Source organism: Komarekiella delphini-convector SJRDD-AB1 (assembly GCF_014831675.1).
In the GTDB taxonomy this organism is placed as follows: domain Bacteria; phylum Cyanobacteriota; class Cyanobacteriia; order Cyanobacteriales; family Nostocaceae; genus Komarekiella.
Genome location: NZ_VJXY01000012.1, coordinates 115,253 through 138,792, shown reverse-complemented (window position 1 = coordinate 138,792; position 23,540 = coordinate 115,253). Strand labels below are relative to the sequence as shown.

Annotated in this window: 21 protein-coding genes and 1 pseudogene; 7 read left to right on the top strand and 15 right to left on the bottom strand. The window is 39.2% G+C overall.

All coding sequences use genetic code 11. The features are described 5' to 3' along the window. Window positions 1-57: 57 nt before the first annotated feature. Window positions 58-1,416, bottom strand: coding sequence for a guanitoxin biosynthesis MATE family efflux transporter GntT (gntT, locus tag FNW02_RS13375; RefSeq protein ID WP_191758021.1), 1,359 nt, complete (start codon window positions 1,414-1,416; stop codon window positions 58-60). Window positions 1,417-1,508: 92 nt separating this feature from the next. Then, complete coding sequence (locus tag FNW02_RS13370; RefSeq protein ID WP_191758020.1) at window positions 1,509-2,303, bottom strand: glutathione S-transferase family protein; 795 nt, start codon at window positions 2,301-2,303, stop codon at window positions 1,509-1,511. 124 nt (window positions 2,304-2,427) lie between these two features. Between FNW02_RS13370 and FNW02_RS13365 the strand changes: the two genes are divergently transcribed. Both FNW02_RS13365 and FNW02_RS13360 read left to right on the top strand, forming a co-directional pair. Continuing rightward, a complete protein-coding gene (locus FNW02_RS13365) occupies window positions 2,428-3,012 on the top strand; it encodes a TetR/AcrR family transcriptional regulator (protein WP_191758019.1) in 585 nt (194 codons plus the stop codon). A gap of 300 nt (window positions 3,013-3,312) precedes the next feature. Beyond that, window positions 3,313-3,969: a hypothetical protein gene (locus tag FNW02_RS13360; protein ID WP_191758056.1), complete on the top strand. Its 657-nt coding sequence runs from the start codon at window positions 3,313-3,315 to the stop codon at window positions 3,967-3,969. A gap of 194 nt (window positions 3,970-4,163) precedes the next feature. Here FNW02_RS13360 and FNW02_RS13355 read toward each other — a convergent pair whose 3' ends face one another. The 4 genes from FNW02_RS13355 to FNW02_RS13340 all read right to left on the bottom strand — a co-directional run bounded on the left by FNW02_RS13355 (window position 4,164) and on the right by FNW02_RS13340 (window position 8,012). Next, complete coding sequence (locus tag FNW02_RS13355; protein WP_191758018.1) at window positions 4,164-4,889, bottom strand: zinc metallopeptidase; 726 nt, start codon at window positions 4,887-4,889, stop codon at window positions 4,164-4,166. A 231-nt stretch (window positions 4,890-5,120) separates the two neighbouring features. Next, window positions 5,121-6,395, bottom strand: a complete 1,275-nt coding sequence (locus FNW02_RS13350; RefSeq protein ID WP_191758055.1) for a S41 family peptidase — start codon at window positions 6,393-6,395, stop codon at window positions 5,121-5,123. A gap of 116 nt (window positions 6,396-6,511) precedes the next feature. Beyond that, on the bottom strand, window positions 6,512-7,492 hold the full coding sequence (locus tag FNW02_RS13345) for an aldo/keto reductase (protein ID WP_191758017.1): 981 nt from the start codon (window positions 7,490-7,492) through the stop codon (window positions 6,512-6,514). Beyond that, the gene (locus FNW02_RS13340) at window positions 7,482-8,012 is read right to left on the bottom strand and encodes a MerR family transcriptional regulator (protein WP_191758016.1); all 531 of its coding nucleotides are present in this window, start codon (window positions 8,010-8,012) and stop codon (window positions 7,482-7,484) included. Before FNW02_RS13340 ends, FNW02_RS13345 begins: the two co-directional genes overlap by 11 nt. A 326-nt stretch (window positions 8,013-8,338) precedes the next feature. On the opposite strand from FNW02_RS13340, the gene FNW02_RS13335 reads away from it, so the two are divergent. From FNW02_RS13335 to FNW02_RS13320, 4 genes are all read left to right on the top strand, one after another. After that, window positions 8,339-8,554, top strand: coding sequence for an HVA1 family protein (locus tag FNW02_RS13335; RefSeq protein WP_191758015.1), 216 nt, complete (start codon window positions 8,339-8,341; stop codon window positions 8,552-8,554). A gap of 9 nt (window positions 8,555-8,563) precedes the next feature. After that, window positions 8,564-8,887 (top strand): DUF3140 domain-containing protein, encoded by a 324-nt coding sequence (locus FNW02_RS13330; RefSeq protein ID WP_191758014.1) that lies wholly within the window; start codon window positions 8,564-8,566, stop codon window positions 8,885-8,887. 507 nt (window positions 8,888-9,394) lie between these two features. Continuing rightward, complete coding sequence (locus FNW02_RS13325) at window positions 9,395-9,832, top strand: DoxX family protein (protein WP_191758013.1); 438 nt, start codon at window positions 9,395-9,397, stop codon at window positions 9,830-9,832. Window positions 9,833-9,897: 65 nt separating this feature from the next. After that, on the top strand, window positions 9,898-10,458 hold the full coding sequence (locus FNW02_RS13320) for a DUF2808 domain-containing protein (protein ID WP_191758012.1): 561 nt from the start codon (window positions 9,898-9,900) through the stop codon (window positions 10,456-10,458). A gap of 126 nt (window positions 10,459-10,584) precedes the next feature. On the opposite strand, the pseudogene FNW02_RS38605 reads toward FNW02_RS13320, so the two are convergent. Continuing rightward, window positions 10,585-10,713, bottom strand: a pseudogene (locus tag FNW02_RS38605) (ABC transporter ATP-binding protein); the annotation flags it as partial. 893 nt (window positions 10,714-11,606) lie between these two features. Between FNW02_RS38605 and FNW02_RS13305 the strand changes: the two are divergent. After that, entirely contained in the window at window positions 11,607-11,942 is a 336-nt protein-coding gene (locus FNW02_RS13305) for a KGG domain-containing protein (protein WP_191758009.1), read from the top strand. 144 nt (window positions 11,943-12,086) lie between these two features. On the opposite strand, the gene FNW02_RS13300 is transcribed toward FNW02_RS13305, so the two are convergent. The 8 genes from FNW02_RS13300 to FNW02_RS13265 form a co-directional block, all read right to left on the bottom strand. Beyond that, window positions 12,087-13,181, bottom strand: a complete 1,095-nt coding sequence (locus FNW02_RS13300; RefSeq protein ID WP_191758008.1) for a glycosyltransferase family 4 protein — start codon at window positions 13,179-13,181, stop codon at window positions 12,087-12,089. Window positions 13,182-13,236: 55 nt separating this feature from the next. Continuing rightward, complete coding sequence (locus tag FNW02_RS13295; protein WP_191758007.1) at window positions 13,237-14,433, bottom strand: glycosyltransferase family 4 protein; 1,197 nt, start codon at window positions 14,431-14,433, stop codon at window positions 13,237-13,239. Between the two features lie 10 nt (window positions 14,434-14,443). Next, the gene (locus FNW02_RS13290; protein ID WP_191758006.1) at window positions 14,444-15,610 is read right to left on the bottom strand and encodes a hypothetical protein; all 1,167 of its coding nucleotides are present in this window, start codon (window positions 15,608-15,610) and stop codon (window positions 14,444-14,446) included. Window positions 15,611-15,648: 38 nt separating this feature from the next. Then, window positions 15,649-17,025 carry an O-antigen ligase family protein gene (locus FNW02_RS13285; RefSeq protein ID WP_191758005.1) on the bottom strand — a complete coding sequence of 459 codons (1,377 nt, stop codon included), beginning with the start codon at window positions 17,023-17,025 and terminating at the stop codon, window positions 15,649-15,651. A gap of 43 nt (window positions 17,026-17,068) precedes the next feature. Beyond that, window positions 17,069-18,226: a glycosyltransferase family 1 protein gene (locus tag FNW02_RS13280; RefSeq protein WP_191758004.1), complete on the bottom strand. Its 1,158-nt coding sequence runs from the start codon at window positions 18,224-18,226 to the stop codon at window positions 17,069-17,071. Between the two features lie 35 nt (window positions 18,227-18,261). Then, window positions 18,262-19,041 carry a class I SAM-dependent methyltransferase gene (locus FNW02_RS13275; RefSeq protein WP_191758003.1) on the bottom strand — a complete coding sequence of 260 codons (780 nt, stop codon included), beginning with the start codon at window positions 19,039-19,041 and terminating at the stop codon, window positions 18,262-18,264. 80 nt (window positions 19,042-19,121) lie between these two features. Further along, a complete protein-coding gene (locus tag FNW02_RS13270; protein ID WP_191758002.1) occupies window positions 19,122-20,420 on the bottom strand; it encodes a lipopolysaccharide biosynthesis protein in 1,299 nt (432 codons plus the stop codon). After that, a complete protein-coding gene (locus tag FNW02_RS13265) occupies window positions 20,417-22,747 on the bottom strand; it encodes a GumC family protein (protein WP_191758001.1) in 2,331 nt (776 codons plus the stop codon). Before FNW02_RS13265 ends, FNW02_RS13270 begins: the two co-directional genes overlap by 4 nt. Window positions 22,748-23,540: the final 793 nt, after the last annotated feature.

Sequence of the window (23,540 nt, the reverse complement as noted above, 5' to 3'; positions counted from 1 at the left end):
AACAAGTTGTCATTATCAGCAGGAAAGGGAAAACAAGCGCTGTGAGTTGAAGTCACCTCAAGAGGTGGGAAACACTTCTTGGTTGAGCAAGTTTTGGCTGCTAAACGTCTGGGGTAGCTGTAACCCAAGTACGATGATAATAGTTGCCATGTACGATACAAGAGCCATCCACAGCAGATGGTTATTGTGGAGATATCTTGCTGTGAAAGCTAGAGGGGTAAAACCCAAGCCAAAAGCGAGTAGGACGGCATCACGTAGTTTTGCACTCTCTTTTAAACCAATGAAATAGCCTTCCAGCATGAAAGCAATGGCAGTAAATCCTAACAGAGGTAATAACCAAATTGTGTAGTTATTAATATGATTATTAATCTCTGCGTGATTAGTTAACAGCCTAAACAACTTGTCTGGGAACAGAACAGAAATTGTTGCGATCGCCAGTGCAATTAATAAACTAGTCAGTATAGAAACAGTGAGCAGTGGATTCATCTGTTCTGTAGCTCCTTTGCCCTTGAAGTTTCCAGTCAGCGTTTGGGTCGTCATTCCTACGCCTTGAACCGTGAATTGACTTAGCAGAGCAATCTGGAGAAGTAGACCGTTTTCTGCCAAGACAGTTGTTCCCATTGCTGCACTCAGATTTGTGAAGATAGCGTAGGTGGAAATTAAGGCTAAAAATCTAATTAGAATGTTACTTTTGAGCGCAATAGTATCTTTAAGGGCTGTCCAATCAAAAACCTCTTGCATCGCGGCTGGTAACACTTGCCACGGGATACTGAAGCAGACCCAAACCAAACCAATCACTAGCGCTAAATACTGACTCACCGCTGTTGCTAGTCCAGCTCCCAGACTTTCCCAACCTAACCTGACAATCATCAGATAATCCAGTGCCACATTAGAAGCATTGCCAACAATAGACATCAACAGCACCACGCCGTTCATTTCCCTCCCCAGAAACCAACCAATCAGAACAAAGTTAAGCAAAACTGCAGGAGCGCCCCAAATCCGGGCACTGAAATAATTAACCCCAGAGGCTTCAATCTCTGGGGAACCGCTCAAAATTGTAAATCCAACTTTTTGCAGGGGGTATTGTAGCAGCAGGATCAGTAAACCGATTCCTAAAGCAATCAAACTACTTCGCAGTCCTGCTAGTAAAACGCCTTTGGGATCATCAAGTCCCGCAGCTTGTGCAGCGATCGCATTAGTACTTGAGCGCAGAAATTTCAACACACGATAAAGATAATCGAAAAGAATGGTTGCTAAGATGACTCCAGCCAAGTGACGGATGTCTGCTAAATGTCCCAAGAAGGCAATGTCAACCAGACCCGCTAAAGGAATCATCATGTTAGAAAGCACACTGACGCTTGCTAGTCGGTAAAAGCGAGGTAAGAAGTCATACTTGGTTGGGATCACAAATGCCATAGATTGTCTGTGCTGAAATTGAGCTAAATCGGAACTCTTTCAGTTTAAATGGTAGACAAATCCCCGACTTTTCAGAAAAGTCAGGGATCTGTCTAAAAACCTAGAAAAATTCGTCTTAACCCAACTGTAATCGTGAACAATGGCATCTTGTCCTGCTGAATTGCTGCCTGAAAGCTAGGGCGTTCTTTTAGACATTGAAAATATCTTGCAACTTCAGATTTTTTGTTGTCTTTCCATAAATAGCTAAAATTCAATTCATTTAAGCGATTGAGAACAGCTGTCCATACGACATCAGCTAGGGAATAGGTTTCACCGCACAACCATTTAGTTTGACTCAATTGATGTTCTAGTTGCTCTAACAACGGCCCAATTTGTGCATTGATATCAGCAATTTTCTTGAAATCACGAATTGTTTGGTTCCAATGTTTCACATCCTCCAACTTAGCAGCATATCTTTCTTTCAATTTAGGATTTGCTTGCATGAGTTGAGGAATAAGCTTTTCTTTAATTTGAACTGAGCGTCGCAACACGATGCCATCAATTCCTTTGTAATTGCCGTACATCAATTCTCGCATAGGAAAACGATTCTGGAGATCAACCCATGCATCCATTCTTTTTTGCAAAACTAATTCATTCGGAATTAAGCTCGGATTCGGAAATTGTTCATCTAAATAACGAATAATCGTGGCTGAGTCACAAATGACTTTGCCATTATGAACTAGAGTTGGAACAACACCTTTAGGGTTGAGATAAATGTAGTTAGGCTGCAAGTTTTCAAAGGTCAGAAGGTTAATCAGGCGATCGCTCCATTTAAGATTTTTCTCTGCCAAAACTAGCTTTACCTTTTGAGAGCAGAGTGAACCCGGAAAGTAGTAGAGTTCAAGCATTTCAATTTACTTTTCCTCTCATGCTCGTGACAGTGTGTTTAGATGACAACAGTTGTTATGCAAATTAAGATAACAACTGTTGTGATAGGATGTCAACAGATTTAATTGGAACGCTAGCAAAACAATGGGTTACAGTGATCGCCGTCTCGAAGTGACTGAAGCAACATGGCGCGTGATTATTCGCGAAGGACTTGATCGCGCTAGTATGCGGGCGATCGCTCAAGAACTTGGCTGTACTACAGGTGTTCTTACCCACTATTTTCGAGATAAAGACGAACTAACGCTTTTTGTGCTAGAGCGAGTGTTTGAAAACCTATTTAGGGACATCAAAACTTGTACAGAAGGATTGCACGGAATTGAGCGGTTTGAGCAAATGATTTTCGCAGTGCTGCCTTTTGAACTCAGTGGCGGACAAGGTTGGCAGATTTGGATTGCTTTTTTAGGGTATGCAATTGGGCGTGAAAAGCTAATTCAGGAACATCGAAAACGCTATGAATCACTGCATCAGTCCATTTGCCAAGAGTTGACTGATTTGCAAACAGCAAAGCTAATTCGAGAAGATATTGACTTAACGCTTGAAGCAAATGCCCTGATAGCACTTGTCGATGGTATTGGGACAGGGTTTGTTATTAATCCTGAACAGTTTCACCCAGATCAGCAGCGATATCTGGTGCGGCGATATATTAAAACTTTACTCGCAGCCTCTTAAGAACTAATGAGTAAAAGCTCTTTTGTATAAAGCTTTCATCATTTTCCCAAAAATTTGGGTATGTTTAGGGTTTTTTCTGCTATTTATAGTAGTACAATTGTTCTAGTGAAATGATTTAATTTTAGCGATCGCCTTTTATCGGGCAAGAGATCCGAACAAAATCCAATTTTCAAACTTCTGCCAACGAAGTACGTAGATACCCGGAGTTATCTGCGAGTTTGCTTGTGATTATCAAAACTTCGGGAGCAGCTTGTCGTTAAACATCGCCTTTTAGAAATACCCTAGATGAGATCTAATACTATGATGACACACGCACAGGGTGTAGTTGCAGCCCAAGTTAACAGACCCAATTTTGAGCAATTCGTTGAAGAAAAAGCTAATACGAGCAAAAGCTTTAGTACCGAAAATTTTTCTTTTCAAACCCTTGCTGAAGTTACTAAAACAATATTGCATCATGCCTTTTGGTTAGCAGAACAGCAACAACAGCTCTCTTCAAAAGAGTACAAAAAGTTACTGCTTGATCAGGGTTGGAAAGGTGAAGAAAAACGCTATCTCAAAATTGCAGCAGTATTTGGTAAATTCTTGCCCCAAGATTTAGCACAAATCGAGCCTAGAACTATATATCAGTTGGCAGAGAATAGTAAGAAGTATCAACAAGTAATAGATAGACTACTTGATTTAAGTGCAATTACTCAAGAAGCTGTACGTTCTCTCACTAAAAAACAACGTACTTCTAAAGAACCAAGACCTGAAAAACCTAGTATCTGGCGGCGGCTCAAGAATGGTGGAAGGTATTGTCAAATTCCGCCGATTCACGAAGCTTCAGAATCTACTGGCATTACCTTGCAAAAAATGATGGATGAAGAAGGATTTAGCGCTCAGCACATTGTGGCAGAGGCAATTGCCTTGCGGCAAGCTTACAAGGAAGGGCAACTGGTACGTAGTTCAGGAAGGTAGAGAGCGGGGAAGTGGAGGAGCAGGGGAAGCAGGGGAAGCAAGGGGAGAGAATAATTAATGTGATCTATGACTCCTATCTCCTAACTCCCATCTCCTATCTCCTAACTCCTATCTCCTTTTCAAAATGCAATCTTGTTTGCCGATTCGCTTAGGAATAAGAATTTCAGAGAGTTGTGGCGTAAATCCTATCCAATTCAAGATGACCGACTATGACACATAATAATACCAGCCATTGCAAAGCTCCAAACAGTAGCAAATAACCAGGAATTAGACACGTAGTTGAGAAAAGAAGCTTCTAGCCACTGTTTTACAAAACTAGTTTCGTGATAGTCTATTAGCTTTTTTAGCTCTAACATCGTAATACCGCGATGAGTGGCATCAGATTCGGACTGGAGAGTACCCATTACATAACATATTCCAGGAATAGCTGCCAAAAGGACAATCAAAAAGGGAATAAGAAAAAATTCACTTCCCATGAAACTTAAAAAAATAAAGCTGAAATTCAAAAGAAAAAATCCGCTGCCGATGAAACTCCAAAATAAAAAAAATGTCAGCTTAGAAATAGAAAAGTAAGAGCGGCCAAAATAATACTGCAAGGCATGACCGCACTCATGAGCGCTGATTGCTATAGCACGTAGAGAGGAATCTGCAAAAATATCTGGGGGAAGACGTATGGTTCCTCGCTTTCCCTCTTTTGGTCTGAAAGCAGCTTTTTGGGAGGTTTGATCATTTTGTACAGATATCGCACCCAGATTATTCTCTCTTAAGATCAGCGTTGCAACTTCATAACCAGTCAATCCACAACTTGCTGAACGATTTAAGTTGCGTCGTCGCAGTTTGTCCTGCCGACTACTACACCTGAAAGATAGAACGGAAGAAACAACTGCACTTCCAACAAATAGATAAAACCAAAAGCTCATTAGTTTAAGCAAAAATCAGGTAGTGTTAGCTATCACACTTAAATTACTTGAATTTTAATTAAGCTTTTATGAAATAATGTTACAAAGAGCCGAATCAAGTTAAAGCTCTAGTCAAGATTGGTAATTAGCTTTGATTTTTCGTGGCGTAAACGTTGTCGCGGTTCTTTGTTGCAATCAGAAGCTAGCGATCGCCTGGTAAAATAATCCAGTAAAATTTACGTAACTCTACAGCTAGAGTGCCTTTAACACAGTCTCTACAGCCTGCTGTTTTTGAGGGTCTACCCCACCTGCATATTCTAAGGAGAATGGAACGCTAATATCCGGTGTGATGCCCTTACCCTCAAGTCTTTGGTTGCCGTTAAGAAACACGTCTGCAACTGCTAGGTAAAGCACGCTGCCATCTCGCATTAGAAAAGGACTGCCAGCAACGACTGCTCCCGGAGTTTTAGAGCCAATTACTGGCCCAATTTTATTTTGCTGAAAGCCAAACGCTAGTATTTCCTTACCACTCCGGCTACCCTCATTCACTACCATAACCACTGGCTTTTTCCATTGATAGTTATAGGTATTTTGCCTGCCATTGCGTCGAATACTAGTCAAGCTTGGGCCTTCAGCAGTATAGATATTGAGATAACTAGGAGACGCACCACCCCATCCCTCTCTCAAATCTAAAACTAACCCGTCCGCGTTTTTGAGACGACCATAGATTAAGTTTGTCTCAAGTTGCTGCTGGTATTGCTCGCCTGCATAAGACCAGATATGAACATAGCCTATTTTCTTGCCTTCTTGTTCAATTATTTGGGTACTGGCTTCTTGAGCATCCAGAAACATTGTAGTGGCGTCGAGTATCTTTGGAGCGATCGCAATTTCTTGCTGATTACTAGCATTGGGCGTGCGCTGAATCAACAGCTTGACTTTTTGATCCGCTTTACCGACAAAAGATTGTATCGGCTGATAAGGTTTACCATCTACACTCAGAAGTTGGTCGCCCACCTTTAAACCAGCTGTAGCTGCTGGACTTCCATCTAAAATGGCACTGATAAAGGTCTTGCCATTGATGTTTTTGGTGAATATGCCAATGCCACTATATTCAATCTTGCCTTGAGGAAAAAACTTTTTTAACTGCTTCTGTAACTCTGGATTGTTGGGCAGAAAAATCCCTAAAAGTTGATAGTAGGCTGGTTCATCCTGAGTATAAAAGCGAGTGTGAGAAGTCCGCAATTGCGAGAGCATCTGATTGATCACAGTTGCAAACTCTTCTTTAGACTTGGCTTGTTCTGCTTGAGGTTTATACTTTTCGCGGATAGCTTTCCAGTCTACTCCATTCAACTTGGGGTCGTAAAAGTTGTCATTTACTGTTTGCCAAACTTGCTCAAAAACTTGAGTTTCCGGTTTTGCTAGGGTTGGTAGCAGTGGTGAACTCAACCACAGTAAGAGCAAAACTGACACACTTAGGAAAATTGCTCCAGCTAAGCGTTTTAAGTAAGGGAGTCGAAATATCTTCATCTGTTTTTGATTCATCAGCGATGTCTACGACGGGCTTCTCTACGAGAGGCTACGCCAACGCCTACGCACAACCACTGATGAAAATTCTTGACTATTAACACCTTAGCAGATAGATTTTAACGGTTGACGGTGCTCATATCAGCGTAGCGATCGCCTGCTGCCACACTCTTGGGTGATACTTCATCAATCCGGGCAAGTTCTGCTGGAGTGAATGTAATGTCAACTGCTGCAACATTCTCCTCAAGGTAAGCACGGCGTTTCGTTCCGGGAATAGGTACGATATCATCTCCTTGAACTAGTAACCAGGCGAGAGCTAGTTGTCCTGGCGTTACTCCCTTTTCCTTGGCAATTTCTTTCACACGCTCAACTAGCTGAAGATTCTTGTAGAAGTTTTCGCCTTTGAATCTAGGCAAGTTTCTGCGAAAGTCGTCAGATGCAAAGTCATCTGGACTGGTAATTTGTCCAGAAAGAAACCCTCTACCAAGTGGACTGTAGGGCACAAAACCAATACTTAAGCTACGAATAGTAGACAAAATTTCGTCTTCTGGCTCACGTTGCCAAAGCGAATACTCAGATTGTAAAGCTGTAATTGGGTAGACAGCATGAGCACGTTGAATCGTTGCAGGCGCAGCCTCCGAAAGTCCCAGGTAGCGGACTTTACCTTGCTTAACTAGATCCGCCATTGCGCCTACTGTTTCCTCAATTGGGACTTGCTGATCGACACGGTGTTGATAATAAAGGTCAATGTAGTCAACATCAAGCCTTTGCAAAGAGGCGTCACACGCTTGGCGAACATATTCTGGGCTACCGTTGACACCTCGAAAGCTGTTATCTTCGCTACGCTGAATGCCGAATTTAGTTGCTAGAATAACGCGATCGCGTCTATTTTTAATTGCTTTACCAACTAACTGCTCATTTGCACCTATTCCATACATATCAGCAGTATCCAGTAGAGTAACGCCCAGTTCTAAAGCACGGTGAATAGTAGCGATTGACTCAACTTCATCACTTGCGCCATAGAACTCAGACATCCCCATACATCCTAATCCCAGTTCGGAAACTGTTAATCCTTGATTGCCAAGTTTTCTAGTTTTCATAGATTTTCTCTCCAAAATTGCGATTTGTATAATGAACGTGAATATGATTGTCTGTCGGTACTTGTCGAAGTTCTAATGAATTGGGCGTTGTAGCCATTTCTAAGGAAAGTTGCGCTTCAGATAAATCGCCAATGCAGGCATCATCTAGTTGATGGTTTGCTTCTAACTCCTTGTAGTGCTGAATTTTCTTTTGAATCATCTCTAAGTTATGATTTAGTTCACAGATACGTTGTGTAACCTCACGCTCATGAGCTTCGAGAATTAATCGACGTTCTGCGATCGCTTCAGGCTTTTGGCGATATAAATCAGCAAATTTTTGCATTTGACGAATTGGCATTCCAGTCGTCCGTAGTCGCGTCAAAAACTTAATTCGGGCAATATCCATTGCTGAATAACGACGATGCCCGTTCGCTGCTCGGTTAACTGGAGCAAGTAGTCCATTGCGCTCGTAATAGCGCAGAGTATGTACACTTAGCCCAGTTAGCGTCGCAACTTGTTGAATGGTAAGTTCTGTTTCCATATGCAAACCACCATAAAACTTAGAGTGTGCTCTAAGTCAAGTCTTTTAGCAAAAAAACTTATCCTGTACTTATATGCAAATCACTGTACTTTGATAGCGACCGCTAGCAGACTTCCTCAAGGCTAGAATTTATCAGCCAATAAACAGTGTTTTCTCTATCACCAGAACGATGGCTATTTTTAAAACTGCAACCATAATTTCATTAATGCTGAGTACTAAGTAAGTTAAGTGCTTCTTACTCAGGACTCGGTACTCATCACTGGCTACCCTAACAGAACTGTTTTGGTGACTTGAAAAGATATACAACATCAAATTAGGAAATAATCGTGACAGAGCAATTCAAAAAAGGCGACAAGGTTGAATGGAACACAGCACAAGGCAAGACAATCGGCAAAATCGTAAAAAAGCTTACGTCCCCCACAGATGTTAAAGGACACCACGTTGCAGCGTCGGAAGATAACCCAGAATATTTAGTCGAAAGTGATAACACAGGAAATCAAGCCGCTCACAAACCTGATGCTCTTAGGAAAATAGAGGAATAACACTCAGTTATGAGCAACGATGTTAAATCAGTGATTACCGAATTTTACAAAGTCGTCAATATGACTCATCAAGAATTAGACTCCTGGTTAAATACAGATGATTCTAAAACAGTGGGACAAAAAGATGGAGACGACGAGTCTATCGGTCACAAGTCCGGGCGGTATATTATTCAGTTGTTGCAAAAGGATGACTATACCGAAAATGACCTATCGCACATGAAGAAAGTTATTAGTTATGTTCATCGCCACACAGCACAGCAGCCATCAGGCGATATTGAACATACACGCTGGCGCTACTCCTTAAAAAATTGGGGACACGACCCACTAAAGTAAAAGCGTTGTTGAGTGAAAGTATGAATTAAAATCACCTTAAATCAGTAAACAGTAAGCAGTAAACAGTAAACAGTTGGGGGATTTAAATCCGCCAGATAGCGCCTGCGGCTAATCGGCTTTGGGTTATTAGTTTTTTGTTGGAAGTGATTGCCCCCTTAGCGGTTTACCCTAAACCTAATTATGTTTACTGTTAACTGTTAAATTTTATATCTGCCCCATCTCCTACCAAGAAATAAATTTCTTGGTTAATAGCTAAAGTCAACGCTTGTGTTGACTAAAACCGTTACTCAGTCTTTTTTAGAAGACTTTACCTATTAGCCTCAAAATGAATTCTGATGCGGTTGCGGGAAAAAGCGCAAGATCTCAGTTCATGCACTTTCTAAGACAGAATCACAGAGAATAAAAGTTTGAAAAATTGAATTTTTGACTTTGATAATTTTTTTAGTAGTCGAAGTCAGACTGACATTAGTCAATCAAACTAGACAAGTATAGAATCAGGCGAAACTCATGGGTAAATATAAGGAACTGTTACGTGTTATCCTTGCGGTATCGATTATTGTAGTTGGAGTGACACACTTTATCGTACCAGACCAGTATGTCAGAATCGTGCCTCCGCAACTTCCCTATCCTTTAGAATTAGTATATCTCAGTGGCTTTTACGAAATCTTAGGTGGTATTGGATTATTAGTACCGCCTGTAAGTCAAGCGGCTGCTTGGGGACTGATTGCTCTTTTTGTTGCTGTTTACCCTGCTAATATCAACATGGCAGTTAATCTTATTAAGGTTGATCATATACCAAATTCACCTTGGGTTCATGTAATCAGACTTCCCTTGCAAGCAGTTTTAATTGCTTGGGCTTGGTGGTATACAAAACCTTCAAATCGAGAACAACAAGCTTCTCTAATTCCAAAGTCATTGATTCCTAAAGAACTAGAATTAGAATGAGTAGATTTTTTTATATTTTATAAAAGATTTCCCCCTTCCCCCTTTCGTTTATTTAAATTCCGACCATGCGTGTTACAACATTTGGGACAACACTCTCGTTAGCGCTAAGTATTGGGGCAGTTGTAACTCAGGTTACTCAAGCAGTGCAGCTTAGAGATGGCACAGTCTACTTTGTTCAACCGCCGAACCTTGTTAATGTAGTGACTACATATAAAGGTGTAAATGTCTGGGGAGGGACTTACTATTTTACAATCAACGTGCCGGAGAATGCTGGCGAACCCCTCCAGAGGGTAACAATTACCCAACGAGAGGGAGTAGAAAATATCCGTTATGATCTCGATGATACCCGCGCATTTGTGGAAACAGGCGATCGCAAAGGAACGCAACTAACACTAGGCTCGGTGACAAGAGAACGTGAAACACGTACTATTTCTGTAAACTTTAATCCGCCTGTGACTCCAGGAAATACAATTACAATTGCCCTGCGCCCGTTGAAGAATCCCAGCTTTTCTGGTGTTTATTTATTGGGCGTCACGGCGTTCCCGGTAGGTGAAAAATCTCACGGTCAATTTCTTGGCTTTGGACGGCTTCATTTTTACAACGATGGAAGAAGCTGGTTTCCATAAGCAGATTTAGGCTTTGCTGATTGCAGATATGGGAGTTACTTTTGACAAATTAATGCGATCGCATCCCTATGAAAAACAAGATTCGCGCCTGTTAATAGGTGCGTGGGTTCATCGGCTAGTAGTAAGTAACCTGTTTTTTAATCCGACTCGCTTTAAAACTGATATGGTGCGATCGCGTTGTTCAGTAGTATGGATATCTGCATAAACCATCGGCAGCATCACGTTTTCTAGCGCACTCAACTGAGGTAATAAGTGTTGATTTTACGAATTATTGAATGTTGCATATATTATCATTATCAGAATTTATGCTCAGTTCGGGACTTTCTACTCGAAAGATTAGCGATACCAAGAAAGTAACTCATGTTACTAAAGATTGCAGCATTACTATTAACGATCTGCAATCTTCATCAGAGCTTGATTCACGTGGCCGCTGAATCTCATTAATACTAGTAACTAATTCTGCCTAAAATTTTCAACATGTTGCGCTATTCTTGGCCTTTTCGGGAAATAAGCAGGAGAAGAATAGCGCTCTTTCTAATATCAGTTACTAGTTAGGTTTTACCCAGAACTTACGCACTCAGATCCCCCAACTTCCTTAAAAAGGGGGCTTTATAAATTCCCCCCTTTTGAAGGGGAGCCAGCGCGGTCTTCTCTACTTTGAGGCTGCGCCAAGGGGGTTTCCGCGCCACTCCCCACAACGGATAGCGCAGCGTAAAGCCTTCGGCATGGCTTCGCTTAGAGCGAGTCTTGTCTGCGACACGCTGCGCGAACGAGCGTCGGGAACCTCCGCAAGGGGGTGGCTCCCCATGAGCGACTGGCGTGGGCTAGGGGGGATCTAGGTTTCAGTCTTCAGTGCGTAAGTTCTATTACCATAACTTTATTAGGTGTCAAAAGTAAAGCCATAGAAAACCCAACGCCTTAATATCAAAGATATTTTGGAAGTCTATAAACGTCTCTCTACCCATTCAACTTGAGTTGTATCTCTTAAGTAGAGTAACAGCATAGAATTATTCTCTCTAAAGGGCCATGAATACAGTTAATTGGGTAGCTAACTTGAAGAAATTCATGAATTGATGAAATGGAAAACCAACAAAAGTTTTTACTGCTTAAAAAAGTAAAAGCTTAAGTTAATTACAAGGAGTAATATCATGGCCGATACAAGCAAACGTGGCTTTGCTTCTATGGATGAAGACAAGCAGCGCGAAATTGCTAGCAAAGGCGGACAGGCTGCTCATGAAAAAGGCACTGCCCACGAGTTTACATCTGAGGAAGCTCGTGAAGCTGGGCAAAAGGGTGGTGAAGCCGTAAGTCAGGATAGAGAGCATATGGCTGAAATCGGCCGCGAGGGTGGCAAAAGTTCCCACACTGGTCATCGAAGTGAGGATAATGATGATGCCGATAGTGAAGAAAAAAGTACCCGTGGCGGTACACCAGAGCAACATGCCAACGCAGGACGGCAGAGTCATAAGAATAAGAAAAAATAGGTTGAGCTAAGAATCGTTTCAATAGGTGTAAGTTGCAATTACTTTTAGGGACACAGCATTGCCGTGTCCCTACCCATGTACTCATTAGACTTATTACGTGCCTTTTTCCCAACCTACACCTGTCACTTATGGGTTGATGAACTACTATTTAGGCTTTACCCTACATTCCATGTACACTTCCAAAGTTTCATTTAGCATTCGTTCAACAGTAAAGTGTGTTTCATAGCGTCTGCGTCCAGCCTCTCCCATGCGAATTCTTAAATCAGCATCAGCTATTAGTTGAGTCAACCTTTCTTGCATAGCTACTACATCTGCTTTGGGAACTAGAAAACCAGTTTCTCCCTCTACAACGACTTCGCTAACCCCTCCAACGTCAGTAACTACAACTGGTAATCCAGCACGCATTGCTTCAACTGAAACCAATCCAAATGATTCCCAGTTTGTTGATAAAACAAAAATGTGTGTGTCTTGAAGAATTTGTTCTACATCGGAACGAGAACCCAAAAACTTAACTTGTTTTTTCAAGCCTAAGTTTTGGACTAAAGACTCTACTTGCTTCCGCGTAGAACCATCACCGACAAAAAGTAATTCGAAAGGTTTATCAATACCAGCTAGCGCATTTAAAAGCAGGCTTTGGTCTTTTTGCGGCGAAAAGCGAGCTACCATGACAATTTTCACCACATCTGTTTTGCCAGGAGCGGCACGATAAATAGTATCAGGAAGACCAAGGTAGATTTTAACTAGTTTATTTTGGGAAGCAATACGATACTGAATAGCTAAGGACAAATCATATTTAGATACTGTGATAATCTTTGAACACCAATGAGCCGCAAGTTGCTCGCTGGGAATCGCTAAAAGCTTCCAGTACCAAGGAAGTTTGGCAGCAAAAGCCCAACCATGATCCGTAAAAACAGCAGGTACACCAGCCAACTTGGCTGCAAGTCGTCCTAATATCCCAGCCTTTGATGAATGGGCATGAAGCAAATCTGGTTTATATTGACGAATTAGACTTAAAATACTTCCTACTGCTTGAATATCTTGGAATAAATTGACAGAACGCATTAAGTTAGGTAATACATGTACTTTAGCTCCCAATTTTAATGCTGATTCAGTCAGAAATCCTTCTTCTCCTGTGCATAGTATAATCTCAAATTTATCTCGAAAACCGCGAATAAGTTCTAAGACGTTAGTTTGAGCACCGCCACTCACAGCACGGGTAATTATGTAAAATATTTTCATGAAACGCAAACTTTATTGAGCTAGTCTTAACTGGAGACTTTTGTCTAAAAAACTTTTAATTTTGATTTTTGAAGCTAATTTCCGTTACTTCTTTTATATATTTATAAAATTCTAGTCTACGTTGTTTAAGTAGTTTTTCATTATACTCTTTTGCTACTTTCAGATTCCGAGTTGACATTCGTAGAATCCTCTCAGGTTCGGCAAAAACTTCCTGAATTTTGGTTGCTAATCCAACTGTATCGCCTGGAATCACTAAGTCTTCAGCTAATAGTAATTCAGGAATGCCTCCTATGTTAGAACCAATACAAGGCAATCCTCGTGCCATAGCTTCAATTAAAGCTCTGGGTAAACTCTCTTGACGGGAAGGCAGTACAAACATATCCGCCATATCTAACTGTTCTAATACAGCTTTACCAGATGGTAATTGACCTCGGAAAAACACACGCTCTTGAATTCCTAGTTTTCTAGCTTGAGCTTCTAAATCTGGTCTATACTCACCATCTCCAACAATAACTAACTCCAGGTTTAACCCCTCTTGAATACACATAGAAACAGCATCTATTAATACATCAATAGCTTTGCAAAAGTTCTCAAGAGTTCCAACAGTAATTAAGGTTAGTTTGTCTGATTTGGGAGTAATTGAACGAGGAGTAGTGACAAAAGCTTCATCAGATAATTCAACATCTGAATAATAAGTTGAGTAAGCTTGTTGACTGGAAGGATACCGTTGTTGCAGAGCTTGTTTCGTAACATAAGAAACGGCAGCAGCTTCGATACACTTATTTTTTAACTTATGTGTAAACCAACTACGAAAAAAGGGACGTAAAGGATGTTTAACTGAACCAGGTGCAAAGAAATTATAAGGATCACCTACTACTTCTAAAGCATAAGGCTGATTAGTATGACGCACCCAATCATAAATACAGTTAGCTACGTTTGAGGGAACTCTTAAAATAACAGCATCAGTTAAATTAACAGCATTCTTAACAGCCTGTTGGACTTGTGCAGCTTTTAGCAAATACTGTACTGGGCCAACGTAGAAAGGAACAGCTGCAACCGAAACGTTTTCACCGTCAACACGTTGCCAATGGTCTGGTACTGAGGTAACTAAACGTACTCGTGCCACAATACGTACACTATCGAATACTTCTAAGTAACGCAACCAGAATGGATATCCACAATTTGTTGAAGTCCAAACAGCACCATCAGGTGTACCAAAATAACGATGGTCAATTGATACAACAACGTTCATTAATAACCTCCTAGCTTAAACTGTAGACATGAACATCTAGAGGTTTAATTAAGCCAGAAAGCTTATTACCTCTAATAGCCAAACCTGAAGCACGATTTGCAAATATAGATTTTGCTTGCTTGAGATTTGCAGGAACTTTAATTGCAATCTCTGTTGTATTAGTATAAGAAGTGTTAATAATAACGGCTAAAGTTTGGTTTTGATTTATCCAAATTCCAGCTAATATATTTTTTAATCCTGCATCAATATTATTTAAACTTCCATTCAGTAATATTGGGCTAATAACATTGATTTCAGGAACCAAAGATTTCAAACCTTTCCATAATTCTTGGTGTTCTGGCAAATACCAATTTTCATAAAGGTAGCTGAAGTAAATAATTCCTTTAACGCCACCCAGCAGTGCTTGATAGGTCATATTACGAATTTCGCTAAATCTTGGTTTTCGCTGTGGATTGCCAATACTATCAGGCTCATTCCATTTAAAAGTTTGTAAATTAGCTATAGCTGGAGCAGCATTATATTTTTTTGAAATATTAACAAGAAATTTCATATCATCAAAAGTTGAATCCAAAGGTCTATCAGAAATAGGATAACTTTGAAAACCTATTAAGTCAGAAGTATGTAAGAAACGCATAATTACTTCTGGCTTTAAAGAAAACATACTAATGTATGTCAAGTAATTAGGATTAATTTTTTTGACTTGATTATGTCTATTTAATACTGTATCACGTTTATATCTGGAATTAGCATCATCAGCAATATTCCAACCAAGCAGTGCAGATTTAGTTTTGAATGCGTTCATTACCTCAATTTCAGCAGGCCCCTCTATGATGACATGAACTCCTAGTTTTTTAGCTTGGTCTAACATGATTCTATCATCATCTAGTTTTTCACTATTAGATGTGTGAATTATATTGAATCCAGCATGAGCCATATCATTTAAAGCTTTTATTTTTAATTTAGCTTTAATATTTTTGGGAACATTGTAATCAACATAATATAAACCAAATGGGAAAAATGGTTTGCTGTTTGATAAAATATTATTACTATTGGATGTGTAACCAATATCTTGTATGTCATTCTTGCTTTGAACAAAATAGAAGCAGGCGATCGCAACCAGTAAAGTACTGATAAATATTAAAAATAAATTGGTCTTTTTATTATTGATGATTTTCATACTTTAAGTTTTCCAAATAATTTTATATATGTCTTAATTTACTTAATTACTTTGATATCTTTGCGAAGTGCTATGGCAACAGAGCATAAATAAAAACCAATAAAGCTTCCCATTGCCGGGATTGGATAAAATATTTCTTGAGTAAATGAGGTAATTAAAAAGGTTATTGTTACCCAAAATATAGGTTTTATATATAATTCATTTTGATACAATAAATAGAGCATTTTGTAAGACAAAACAGCAAAAATTAACAATCCTACAATGCCATTTTCTAAAATTATATGGAGAAAAAGTAGATGAGCACTGCCACTATCTACACCATGATCCCAGGCTGAACCGAAACCTGTACCAACTATCCATCGCCAAGGTTCTTGATTTAAAAATTTGATTTTTTCTTCCCAAATATTATCTCTACCGCTCAAGTTTTCGGCGTTACCTGCATCCAATAAAGTTGTTTGTCGTTCTAATACTGATCCTTGAACTGAAACTAAATTCACTGAATCTAAATTACTTAAACTTGTCAAAGCAATAATAGCGAATAATAAAGCGGCTAAAGTAATAGCTCTTACTATATTCCTTGGCTTTGTTAACATGTATACTATTACAAAAAGCAGTATTCCTAAAAATCCTGTACGTGATTCAGTAATAAAACAAGCAATTAGTGATAAAAATAATAGTAATAAGTCAATTGTTACTTGTTTACCAAGTCCTAAATGTATTCTTAAAGCCGTAATCATAGTTACATGCGCTGCTACACAACCGTGATTGTAACTAATAGTTCCCCAGCCTCTTCCGCCAATTTTTCCTAGCCGTGCATACTCGCTCCAAGCACCAGCAATATCCTTACCTTGGGGTAAATGTGCTGTCAGCGCACCTAGAGGAACGATCGCAAAAAAGGTCAATATAATTGATAAGCAAACAAATATTAAGACAAAGTTAGTAATTTGCTTTAAAACATCGATTCTTTTGGGAGTTAAAGGAATCTGTGCTGTTACCGCAAATACGCATAAGAATTCAATTAAGCGATAAATTTGATAAATGCCAAGTCTGACACCGTTAGCATTTAGATCTATCAAATTGCTAAAATAAATTAAATATGACATTATGCAGCATAACAATACAAGTATTAGTACGACAAATATTTTTTTATTTGCACTAGATACTGCTGCTAATTTTTTGTGCTGATAATTTAGTATAAATGTCAAAACAAGCAAAACTGTTGCTAAATCTGGAAGAGTAAGCCAAGTTGCCCAAGAACCAATAGCTAAAATCGGAATTGTAAAAATTTGAGATAGCAAATATGAGCACAGGGCAATAAATTGCCATCGGGTATTTTTCACCGACAAAGTTGATATGACTGTAACGTTGTTCGGTTGTTTAATTTTCTTTTGGCTAATATTTGAAGATGTATTCAAGTTCTGCAAAATAAATTGATGATGCTAATTTTTACTACTTAACTTATACTTTTGCTACTTTCTGACTAGGAGAGCTGAGAGTATATAAATGTTGTAATTCTTGAACACTTATGTAAATATTAAAAGTACTTTGTTTGACTAAAGCTAAAGATTCTTTTGGAGTAATTTTTGGCTTTGTATGGTTAGCGGTAAGGATTATCTCAGCCCATTTATCAGCAGATTGAGATAAAGAAACTCTCTGCATTAAAGTCTTGACTATGTTTGCTTCCTCGGTAACTGTATCAGAAAAAATACAGGGAAGTCCTGCTGACTGTGCTTCAAGTAATACTAAAGGTAAGCCTTCATGAAGTGATGGTAGAAGAAATACATCAATTACAGTTTTCATTAGCTGCGGCACATCTGAACGCAACCCTGCAAAAATAATTTGCTGACTTAATCCTAATTGCTGTACTTTTTTCTCCACATTAGAACGCAGGGGCCCATCTCCAATTAGCAAAAAATATGCTTTGGGTTCGCGTTTAATAACTTCAGCTGCAATGTCGATCAGAAAATCGTGATTTTTTTGTGGATCGAATCTACCAACATGACCAATTACTAAAGCATCTGTTGGGATGTTAAACTGCGATCGCCTGACATTTGGCTCATTTTCAAAGTCAAAAACAGAAAGATCAATCCCGTAATAAAGCAGCTGCCAGCGACAATCTTCTTTCCATTTTGAGCCATAAAGTGCAGCAGCAGCAGCACTCGAACAAGCTAATCCCGCAGTTGCATATTGTTTTATCCAATGGTTTGTCAAACCTAAATATAAACGCCGAGATAATCTGGCTTTTGCGTCAATTGCTGAAGTGTCGTTGTGACTATGGGCAATGCGGATCGGAATACCAACTTGTTTGGCTAATCGCAGGACATAACCACTATAGTTGTGAATATGACTGTGAATAATATCGTAAGGCCCATGTTCACGATACAGTCGCTTAAAGTTATAAGTGTACTGCAATGGTTTAGATGGATGTAGGCAGGGAATAATTTTACTCCCATAAGCTAGGATCTCATCGTCGTATGCACTTTTTTTTGTAGTTTCAACTAAAAAATCCATTTGAAAACGTTGGCGATCGCAGTTTCGCAAAACATGCATTAACCACGTTTCAATTCCTCCTCGATCCATGCAACCAACAACATGGAGGATGCGCTTAACAGTCATTTGAGTTTCACCTAATTATTTATGCATTAAAAAATTTAAACGTTTGAGAATAAGCCAGTCTTTCGCAAAATCCGGTATATGTTGTACGAAAGAGGATAGTTTTGTATTTGAGCAAGTCGTCCAGAAGTTGCACGACTATTGTTAAAATCTTCTGGCAAAGGTCTATCTTTAAAAGCTTGAATATCTAATACATAAGCTGGGCAATTGTGTAATATCCAGTAACCAGGATAGGAAAATAACTCAGGCAAAGGCTCGGACGGATGTCCCCATTTTTCAAACAATACTTTCCCTGAAAATGAGGCAAATAATTGTTTGATAATATCAATTTCCCCAAGCATAAATGTACGTGTTCCATGAAAATGAATTGGAACATTCATTAAAACTCGTCCACCTGGCTTACAAACTCGAAAACACTGATAAAGCCCCCATTCAAGTGAACAGCCATTTTCTGCCCAGTGTTCCATTGTTTGATTGCCAATTACGACATCAAACGATTCATCTGGAAAGGACAAATCTGCTAAATTTTCTAAACGAGTAGCTATTGTCTTTTTGCCAAAATATTCTGTCTCTGTATCGATTCCCTCATAACGCGCTCCGATACGTTCACAGTGATTTTTGATTAAATCCCAAGTTCCACAGCCAATTTCTAAAACTGTCATTCCTTCTTTAATTAATTGTAGGTAATTTTCTACAATAGGAACTTCGCACGCTCCCACGGGGGGTGGGGGAAGCTCTCTTCCCAAAATTTCCTGAGCTTTGGCATAAGCTGAACACTTATTGATAGTTAACATTCGACATTCTGAACATTTAGGCATTGTTTTTCCTGACTTTACTTATTAAGTTCAACAGCAAATATGTGATGATTGAAAATTTTTTATGTATAGTTTAACCGAAATTATCGTATTTTTATTAAGATAAAAGTTGATGTTAAACAGCCTGCGATGCTAATAATGCACAAAGTCCATACAGCACCAACTAAACCAAAATTTGGGATAAGTAACCATGATGTTGCAACTGTGAGTAGTGTTAGTAGCAGATAAGGGATGGTAAAACGCTCAAATGCCCTAGTTGCAGTAATTCCAAAGTTTAAGTAGCTTCCTATATATCCAATTCCAGCTGCAATCATCACCCCAACAAACAGGCTGGAGTACCGAGCATATTCAGGTTTATATAGAATAGTAAGAATCTCTTGACCGACAACCAAAGCTAACAGTACACCTACAGCGCCAAGTATCACTCCTACACCAATGAGTTTGAGTAGCAGATTTTTAAATAAAGAGCGATCGCCTGATGCATAATACTTTGCTAATCGGGGAGTTGCTGATTGTCCTAGTGCCAATACGACAGTTATTCCTACTAATTGTAAATAAGCTATCGCTGCAAAAATTCCTAACTCCCGTTCTCCTAAGAAGCGCTCGATAAAATAACGAGGAATATTAGTTTGGAGCGAAATTAGCATCATGACAAAACCCAGAGGTAGCGTCAGCCATAGCAATTCTTTGAGGGTTTTAGTATCAATTTGCCGAGGCGATCGCCCAATTGGCATTTTGAAAAATTCTCTAACTAGAGTCAAACAAGCTTGTAAACTATTAACACCAATCAATTTAACACTAATGGGAATATCATAAACAATCAAAATAAATAACCATACAAATGCTAAACCGACTGTTCCCCATGCAACACTTTTTGTGATAAAAACTGCACCTCCCAAAGCAATCAATGACAACAAACCTTTAAAAATCATGGACTTGGCAATTCTATCCATGCGCTCGCGCTGCTGTAATAAACCATAAAAAACATCACTAATAGATTCAATACCCTTTGCTAGTCCGATCACCAAAATTACTAAGGCTGTTTCCCCACGATAACCCCCCACAAAAGTTAGCCCGACAATAACTACAACAGCTAGTACAATTGTTATCAATCTCAATAATAAGTAGTCTCCAAAACGATATTGCTGTTTAGCATCCGTTGCTTGAACTGCCCGTAAATTGAGATTTGAAAATAGGATAATCGGTGCGGTAACTGCTAACCCCAACGTAAACCGTCCTACCATCTCTGGAGTTCCTAATTTGGCAAGCACCACCAACATTCCCCATTGACAACCTGCGTAAATCATATTTCCCGCAAATGTCCAATAGAAATTGCGGCGTAGACTAAGCGGTTGAGAATTTTGTACAGACTTGAGTGTCATAATTCAGTGCTCACAGTGCTGTCTGAAGAGGATTTGGAAAAACGCATGTTGCAGAGTTCAGCCTCTTTAGCTGTTTCTTTTACTCCATAGTGTTTATCTGCATAGTAATCAGGATATTGAGTACTAAACGTAACTCCATTAATTACCATTCCCAATACATGTTGAGTAGATTGCTCTAGTAATGTCTTGGTGGCGGTAGCTGTAGCAGAGTTAAATAGACCAGGACGCACAACCAGTAATATCCCATCTGCCAGCTGACTTAACATTAAAGCATCAGCAAATAAACTTAAAGCTGGAGTGTCGATAATTACAAAATCGTATTTTTTAGCAGCCTCTTGGATTAATAAAGCCATGCGTTGCGAGTCAAGCAATGCAGCTGGGTGAGATGGAATTGTTCCCACAGTTAGAACATCCAAATTAACTAGTACTTGTTGAACAGTATGGGAAAAATCTCCTTTACCTACTAAAACGTCACTTAGTCCGCTGGAGTTGGGTAAATTCCAAATCTCCTGTTGACAAGAGTGACGCATATCTGCATCCATCAACAGGACTCGACGCCCCATGTGTGCTTTGGCGATCGCTAAATTAGCTGCAACAAATGACCTACCCTCGCCTGGAGTTGAACTAACCACAGCAACCACTTGCAGCGGTTTATCAAAGAGGGTGAAATTCAAGTTCATCTGAAGCATTTCAAAGGCTGAACTTATTGCCGATTTAGGATTATCTCTTACAGGTAATGGCGCTAAGCCTTCCCCACTACCCCCCTTAGTAGTTTGCCAAGGGAACTTGGCGGGGTAAAGGGGTAAAGGAAAAAGGTGTTGCCCTTTCCCCTTTAACCTTTCCCCAACCCTTACCCAGCAATTTGGAATTGGTAGACTACTAGTTTGACTTAAGTGAGGAATTGTACCTAGCAAACGATAGCCTAGTAAGTGCTTAGCTTGCTTGACAGTATTTAGAGATTTATCCAAAGCTTCCAACAAAAGAGCCGTTCCCACTCCCAACATTATTCCTAACAATCCACCGACTGCTAACTTCAGGTAAATGCGGGGAGAAATATCCTTATTGGGAAGTGAAGCAGCAGAAACTACTCTGGCATTACCAACATCCTGATTTACTACCTCTACTTCTTGCAATCGCTTCAGTAGTTCTTCATAAGTTGATTGCGCTACTTGCACCTGTCGCTCTAGCTGTTGCTGCTTTTGTTGCAGTTGGGGTAAGACACTCAACCGTTTTTGGGAGGATGCGTAGGCATTCTTTAAGAGCATAACTCGATTAGCTAAAGCTGATCTTTCGACATTCGATTGCACTAACTGTGCAACGAGGTTCTGTTTGAGTCCTCCTATCTGTAAACTCTGTTCTGATACAGATAGCTTTTCATCCAGATTTTGAGAAACTCGTATGCCTAGCTGCTTTCTGAGGGCTGCTCGTTTGGTTGTCAAATTAGCGATCGTCGGATGTTGGTTGGTATAACGAGTCTGTGCCACAGCTAACTCATTCTGTACCTGCTGGTATTCTGTTAGCACCTGCTGCACACCTCTTGATTGACTTAAGTTGCCTATATCTATAGCCTGCTGCGAATTCAATTTCAGCTGACGTTGCAGAAGTTTTAAGCGAGTCTCAACATCTACTAAATTTGCCTGAGCTTGGGTAATTTGCTCTGATAAATCACCGAGTTTTTCCACGCCTGTGGCCGCTTCTTGCTCCAAAGCAACTACTCTGTTTTCTTCTTTAAACCGACGTAAAGCTGTCTCTGCTCTTACTACCCTGACTTCAACTTCTGGCAATTGCTTGCTCAAAAAGTTCTTTGCTGCCGTCGCTTCTACTTGATTGATGTGAATATTATTCTCTAGGTAGTATCTCATCAACGAATTTACAACGGCTGCGGCTTCTTGTGGATTACTACTGTTGTAGGAAATGGCCAAAATATCCGTACCCCGGATACTCTTAACTTTAAGTTTTTTGAGAAACTGATCTATTTCTAGGGGTTTACCTTGTTGATCTCTCAGGTTGAGGTTGGCAATGGTTTTTGCAACTACGGGGTTAGAGCGAATTATCTCTGCCTCTGTATCTAGTGGATTGCCCAGTTCAGTTAAACTGTTTAACTCTCCAAGTTGTTCTATCGGACTTGTCAGCGATGAGACGCGATCAGTCTTATTGAAAACTAGTTTGCCTTCCGCTTCATAAATGGGTTTTTGTCTGAATGCAGCCAAAGCTGATAGTCCGAATACACAACCTGTTACAGCTGCTATTACTAACCAACGCTTTTTTAAAATTAGTAAGTACTGTTGTAAATCAAAGGAGTTTTGTTCTTCTTGGTTAGATGGCATGACATATTGTTGCAAAGCAAAATTGATCTGAATTAAAGGATGTCTAAAAAGTCAAAAATTTTCATGCCGAAAGGAGTAAAAGCACTCCAAAGCATCTCAATCAATTTAGATAAATAGAGATAAGGTTTTTCGCTCTACTCAGAACGCACTATTAATTGAATTTTATTTTCTAAACTTATACATGCTTTTCAATATGCCTTTTTACTCCATTTATAATGGGGCTAAAATTTTTGATTTTATTACAATTACTTTTACTTTGTAATCACAATGTAAATTGTATTACAAAAAAATTATCATCCGAAATGTAGCTAATTTGGTATTTTTATTTTTATTTTTTTACAAAAGTTAATTTTAGGATTAATCCTAACATGCATTCAGAAAAAAGTACATAGCTTACAGTCAACATATACTTCTTATGACAAAAAACTCACCTTTTGGTTAATAGTTTTGAATATTCTTTACTAAAACTTTAATCTATCTTTATATATTTTCTTGCAAAAAGTCTAAATTTCCAAAAAACTTTAAGTATAAAAAAGTACTTTAATTATTAGCTGTTTTTAAAAATACTAACCATTAAAATTTTAACTATAGTGTTTAAAATTTTTTGATTTGTCTATATTTTGACTCTTTCTATTCCTACTATCTTCAGTTTACAGACTGAGTATTGGATCATATAAATCCATGAAAATCCTTAGCACTAAGTATAAAATATATACTAGTTTTTATTGTTGCAAACTCATCATTTGTATAATAGTTAATCAATAGGTTTACATAATCTTCACAATTAAAGTTT

Coding starts and splice junctions, on each gene's coding strand:
- FNW02_RS13305 (WP_191758009.1), top strand. CDS start 11,607: ATGGCCGATACAAGCAAACGTGGCTTTGCTTCTATGGATGAAGACAAG.
- FNW02_RS13320 (WP_191758012.1), top strand. CDS start 9,898: ATGCGTGTTACAACATTTGGGACAACACTCTCGTTAGCGCTAAGTATT.
- FNW02_RS13360 (WP_191758056.1), top strand. CDS start 3,313: ATGATGACACACGCACAGGGTGTAGTTGCAGCCCAAGTTAACAGACCC.
- FNW02_RS13290 (WP_191758006.1), bottom strand. CDS start 15,610: ATGAAAATCATCAATAATAAAAAGACCAATTTATTTTTAATATTTATC.
- FNW02_RS13345 (WP_191758017.1), bottom strand. CDS start 7,492: ATGAAAACTAGAAAACTTGGCAATCAAGGATTAACAGTTTCCGAACTG.
- FNW02_RS13325 (WP_191758013.1), top strand. CDS start 9,395: ATGGGTAAATATAAGGAACTGTTACGTGTTATCCTTGCGGTATCGATT.
- FNW02_RS13370 (WP_191758020.1), bottom strand. CDS start 2,303: ATGCTTGAACTCTACTACTTTCCGGGTTCACTCTGCTCTCAAAAGGTA.
- FNW02_RS13300 (WP_191758008.1), bottom strand. CDS start 13,181: ATGAAAATATTTTACATAATTACCCGTGCTGTGAGTGGCGGTGCTCAA.
- FNW02_RS13265 (WP_191758001.1), bottom strand. CDS start 22,747: ATGCCATCTAACCAAGAAGAACAAAACTCCTTTGATTTACAACAGTAC.
- FNW02_RS13350 (WP_191758055.1), bottom strand. CDS start 6,395: ATGAAGATATTTCGACTCCCTTACTTAAAACGCTTAGCTGGAGCAATT.
- FNW02_RS13295 (WP_191758007.1), bottom strand. CDS start 14,433: ATGAACGTTGTTGTATCAATTGACCATCGTTATTTTGGTACACCTGAT.
- FNW02_RS13270 (WP_191758002.1), bottom strand. CDS start 20,420: ATGACACTCAAGTCTGTACAAAATTCTCAACCGCTTAGTCTACGCCGC.
- FNW02_RS13330 (WP_191758014.1), top strand. CDS start 8,564: ATGAGCAACGATGTTAAATCAGTGATTACCGAATTTTACAAAGTCGTC.
- FNW02_RS13355 (WP_191758018.1), bottom strand. CDS start 4,889: ATGAGCTTTTGGTTTTATCTATTTGTTGGAAGTGCAGTTGTTTCTTCC.
- gntT (WP_191758021.1), bottom strand. CDS start 1,416: ATGGCATTTGTGATCCCAACCAAGTATGACTTCTTACCTCGCTTTTAC.
- FNW02_RS13365 (WP_191758019.1), top strand. CDS start 2,428: ATGGGTTACAGTGATCGCCGTCTCGAAGTGACTGAAGCAACATGGCGC.
- FNW02_RS13280 (WP_191758004.1), bottom strand. CDS start 18,226: ATGACTGTTAAGCGCATCCTCCATGTTGTTGGTTGCATGGATCGAGGA.
- FNW02_RS13275 (WP_191758003.1), bottom strand. CDS start 19,041: ATGCCTAAATGTTCAGAATGTCGAATGTTAACTATCAATAAGTGTTCA.
- FNW02_RS13340 (WP_191758016.1), bottom strand. CDS start 8,012: ATGGAAACAGAACTTACCATTCAACAAGTTGCGACGCTAACTGGGCTA.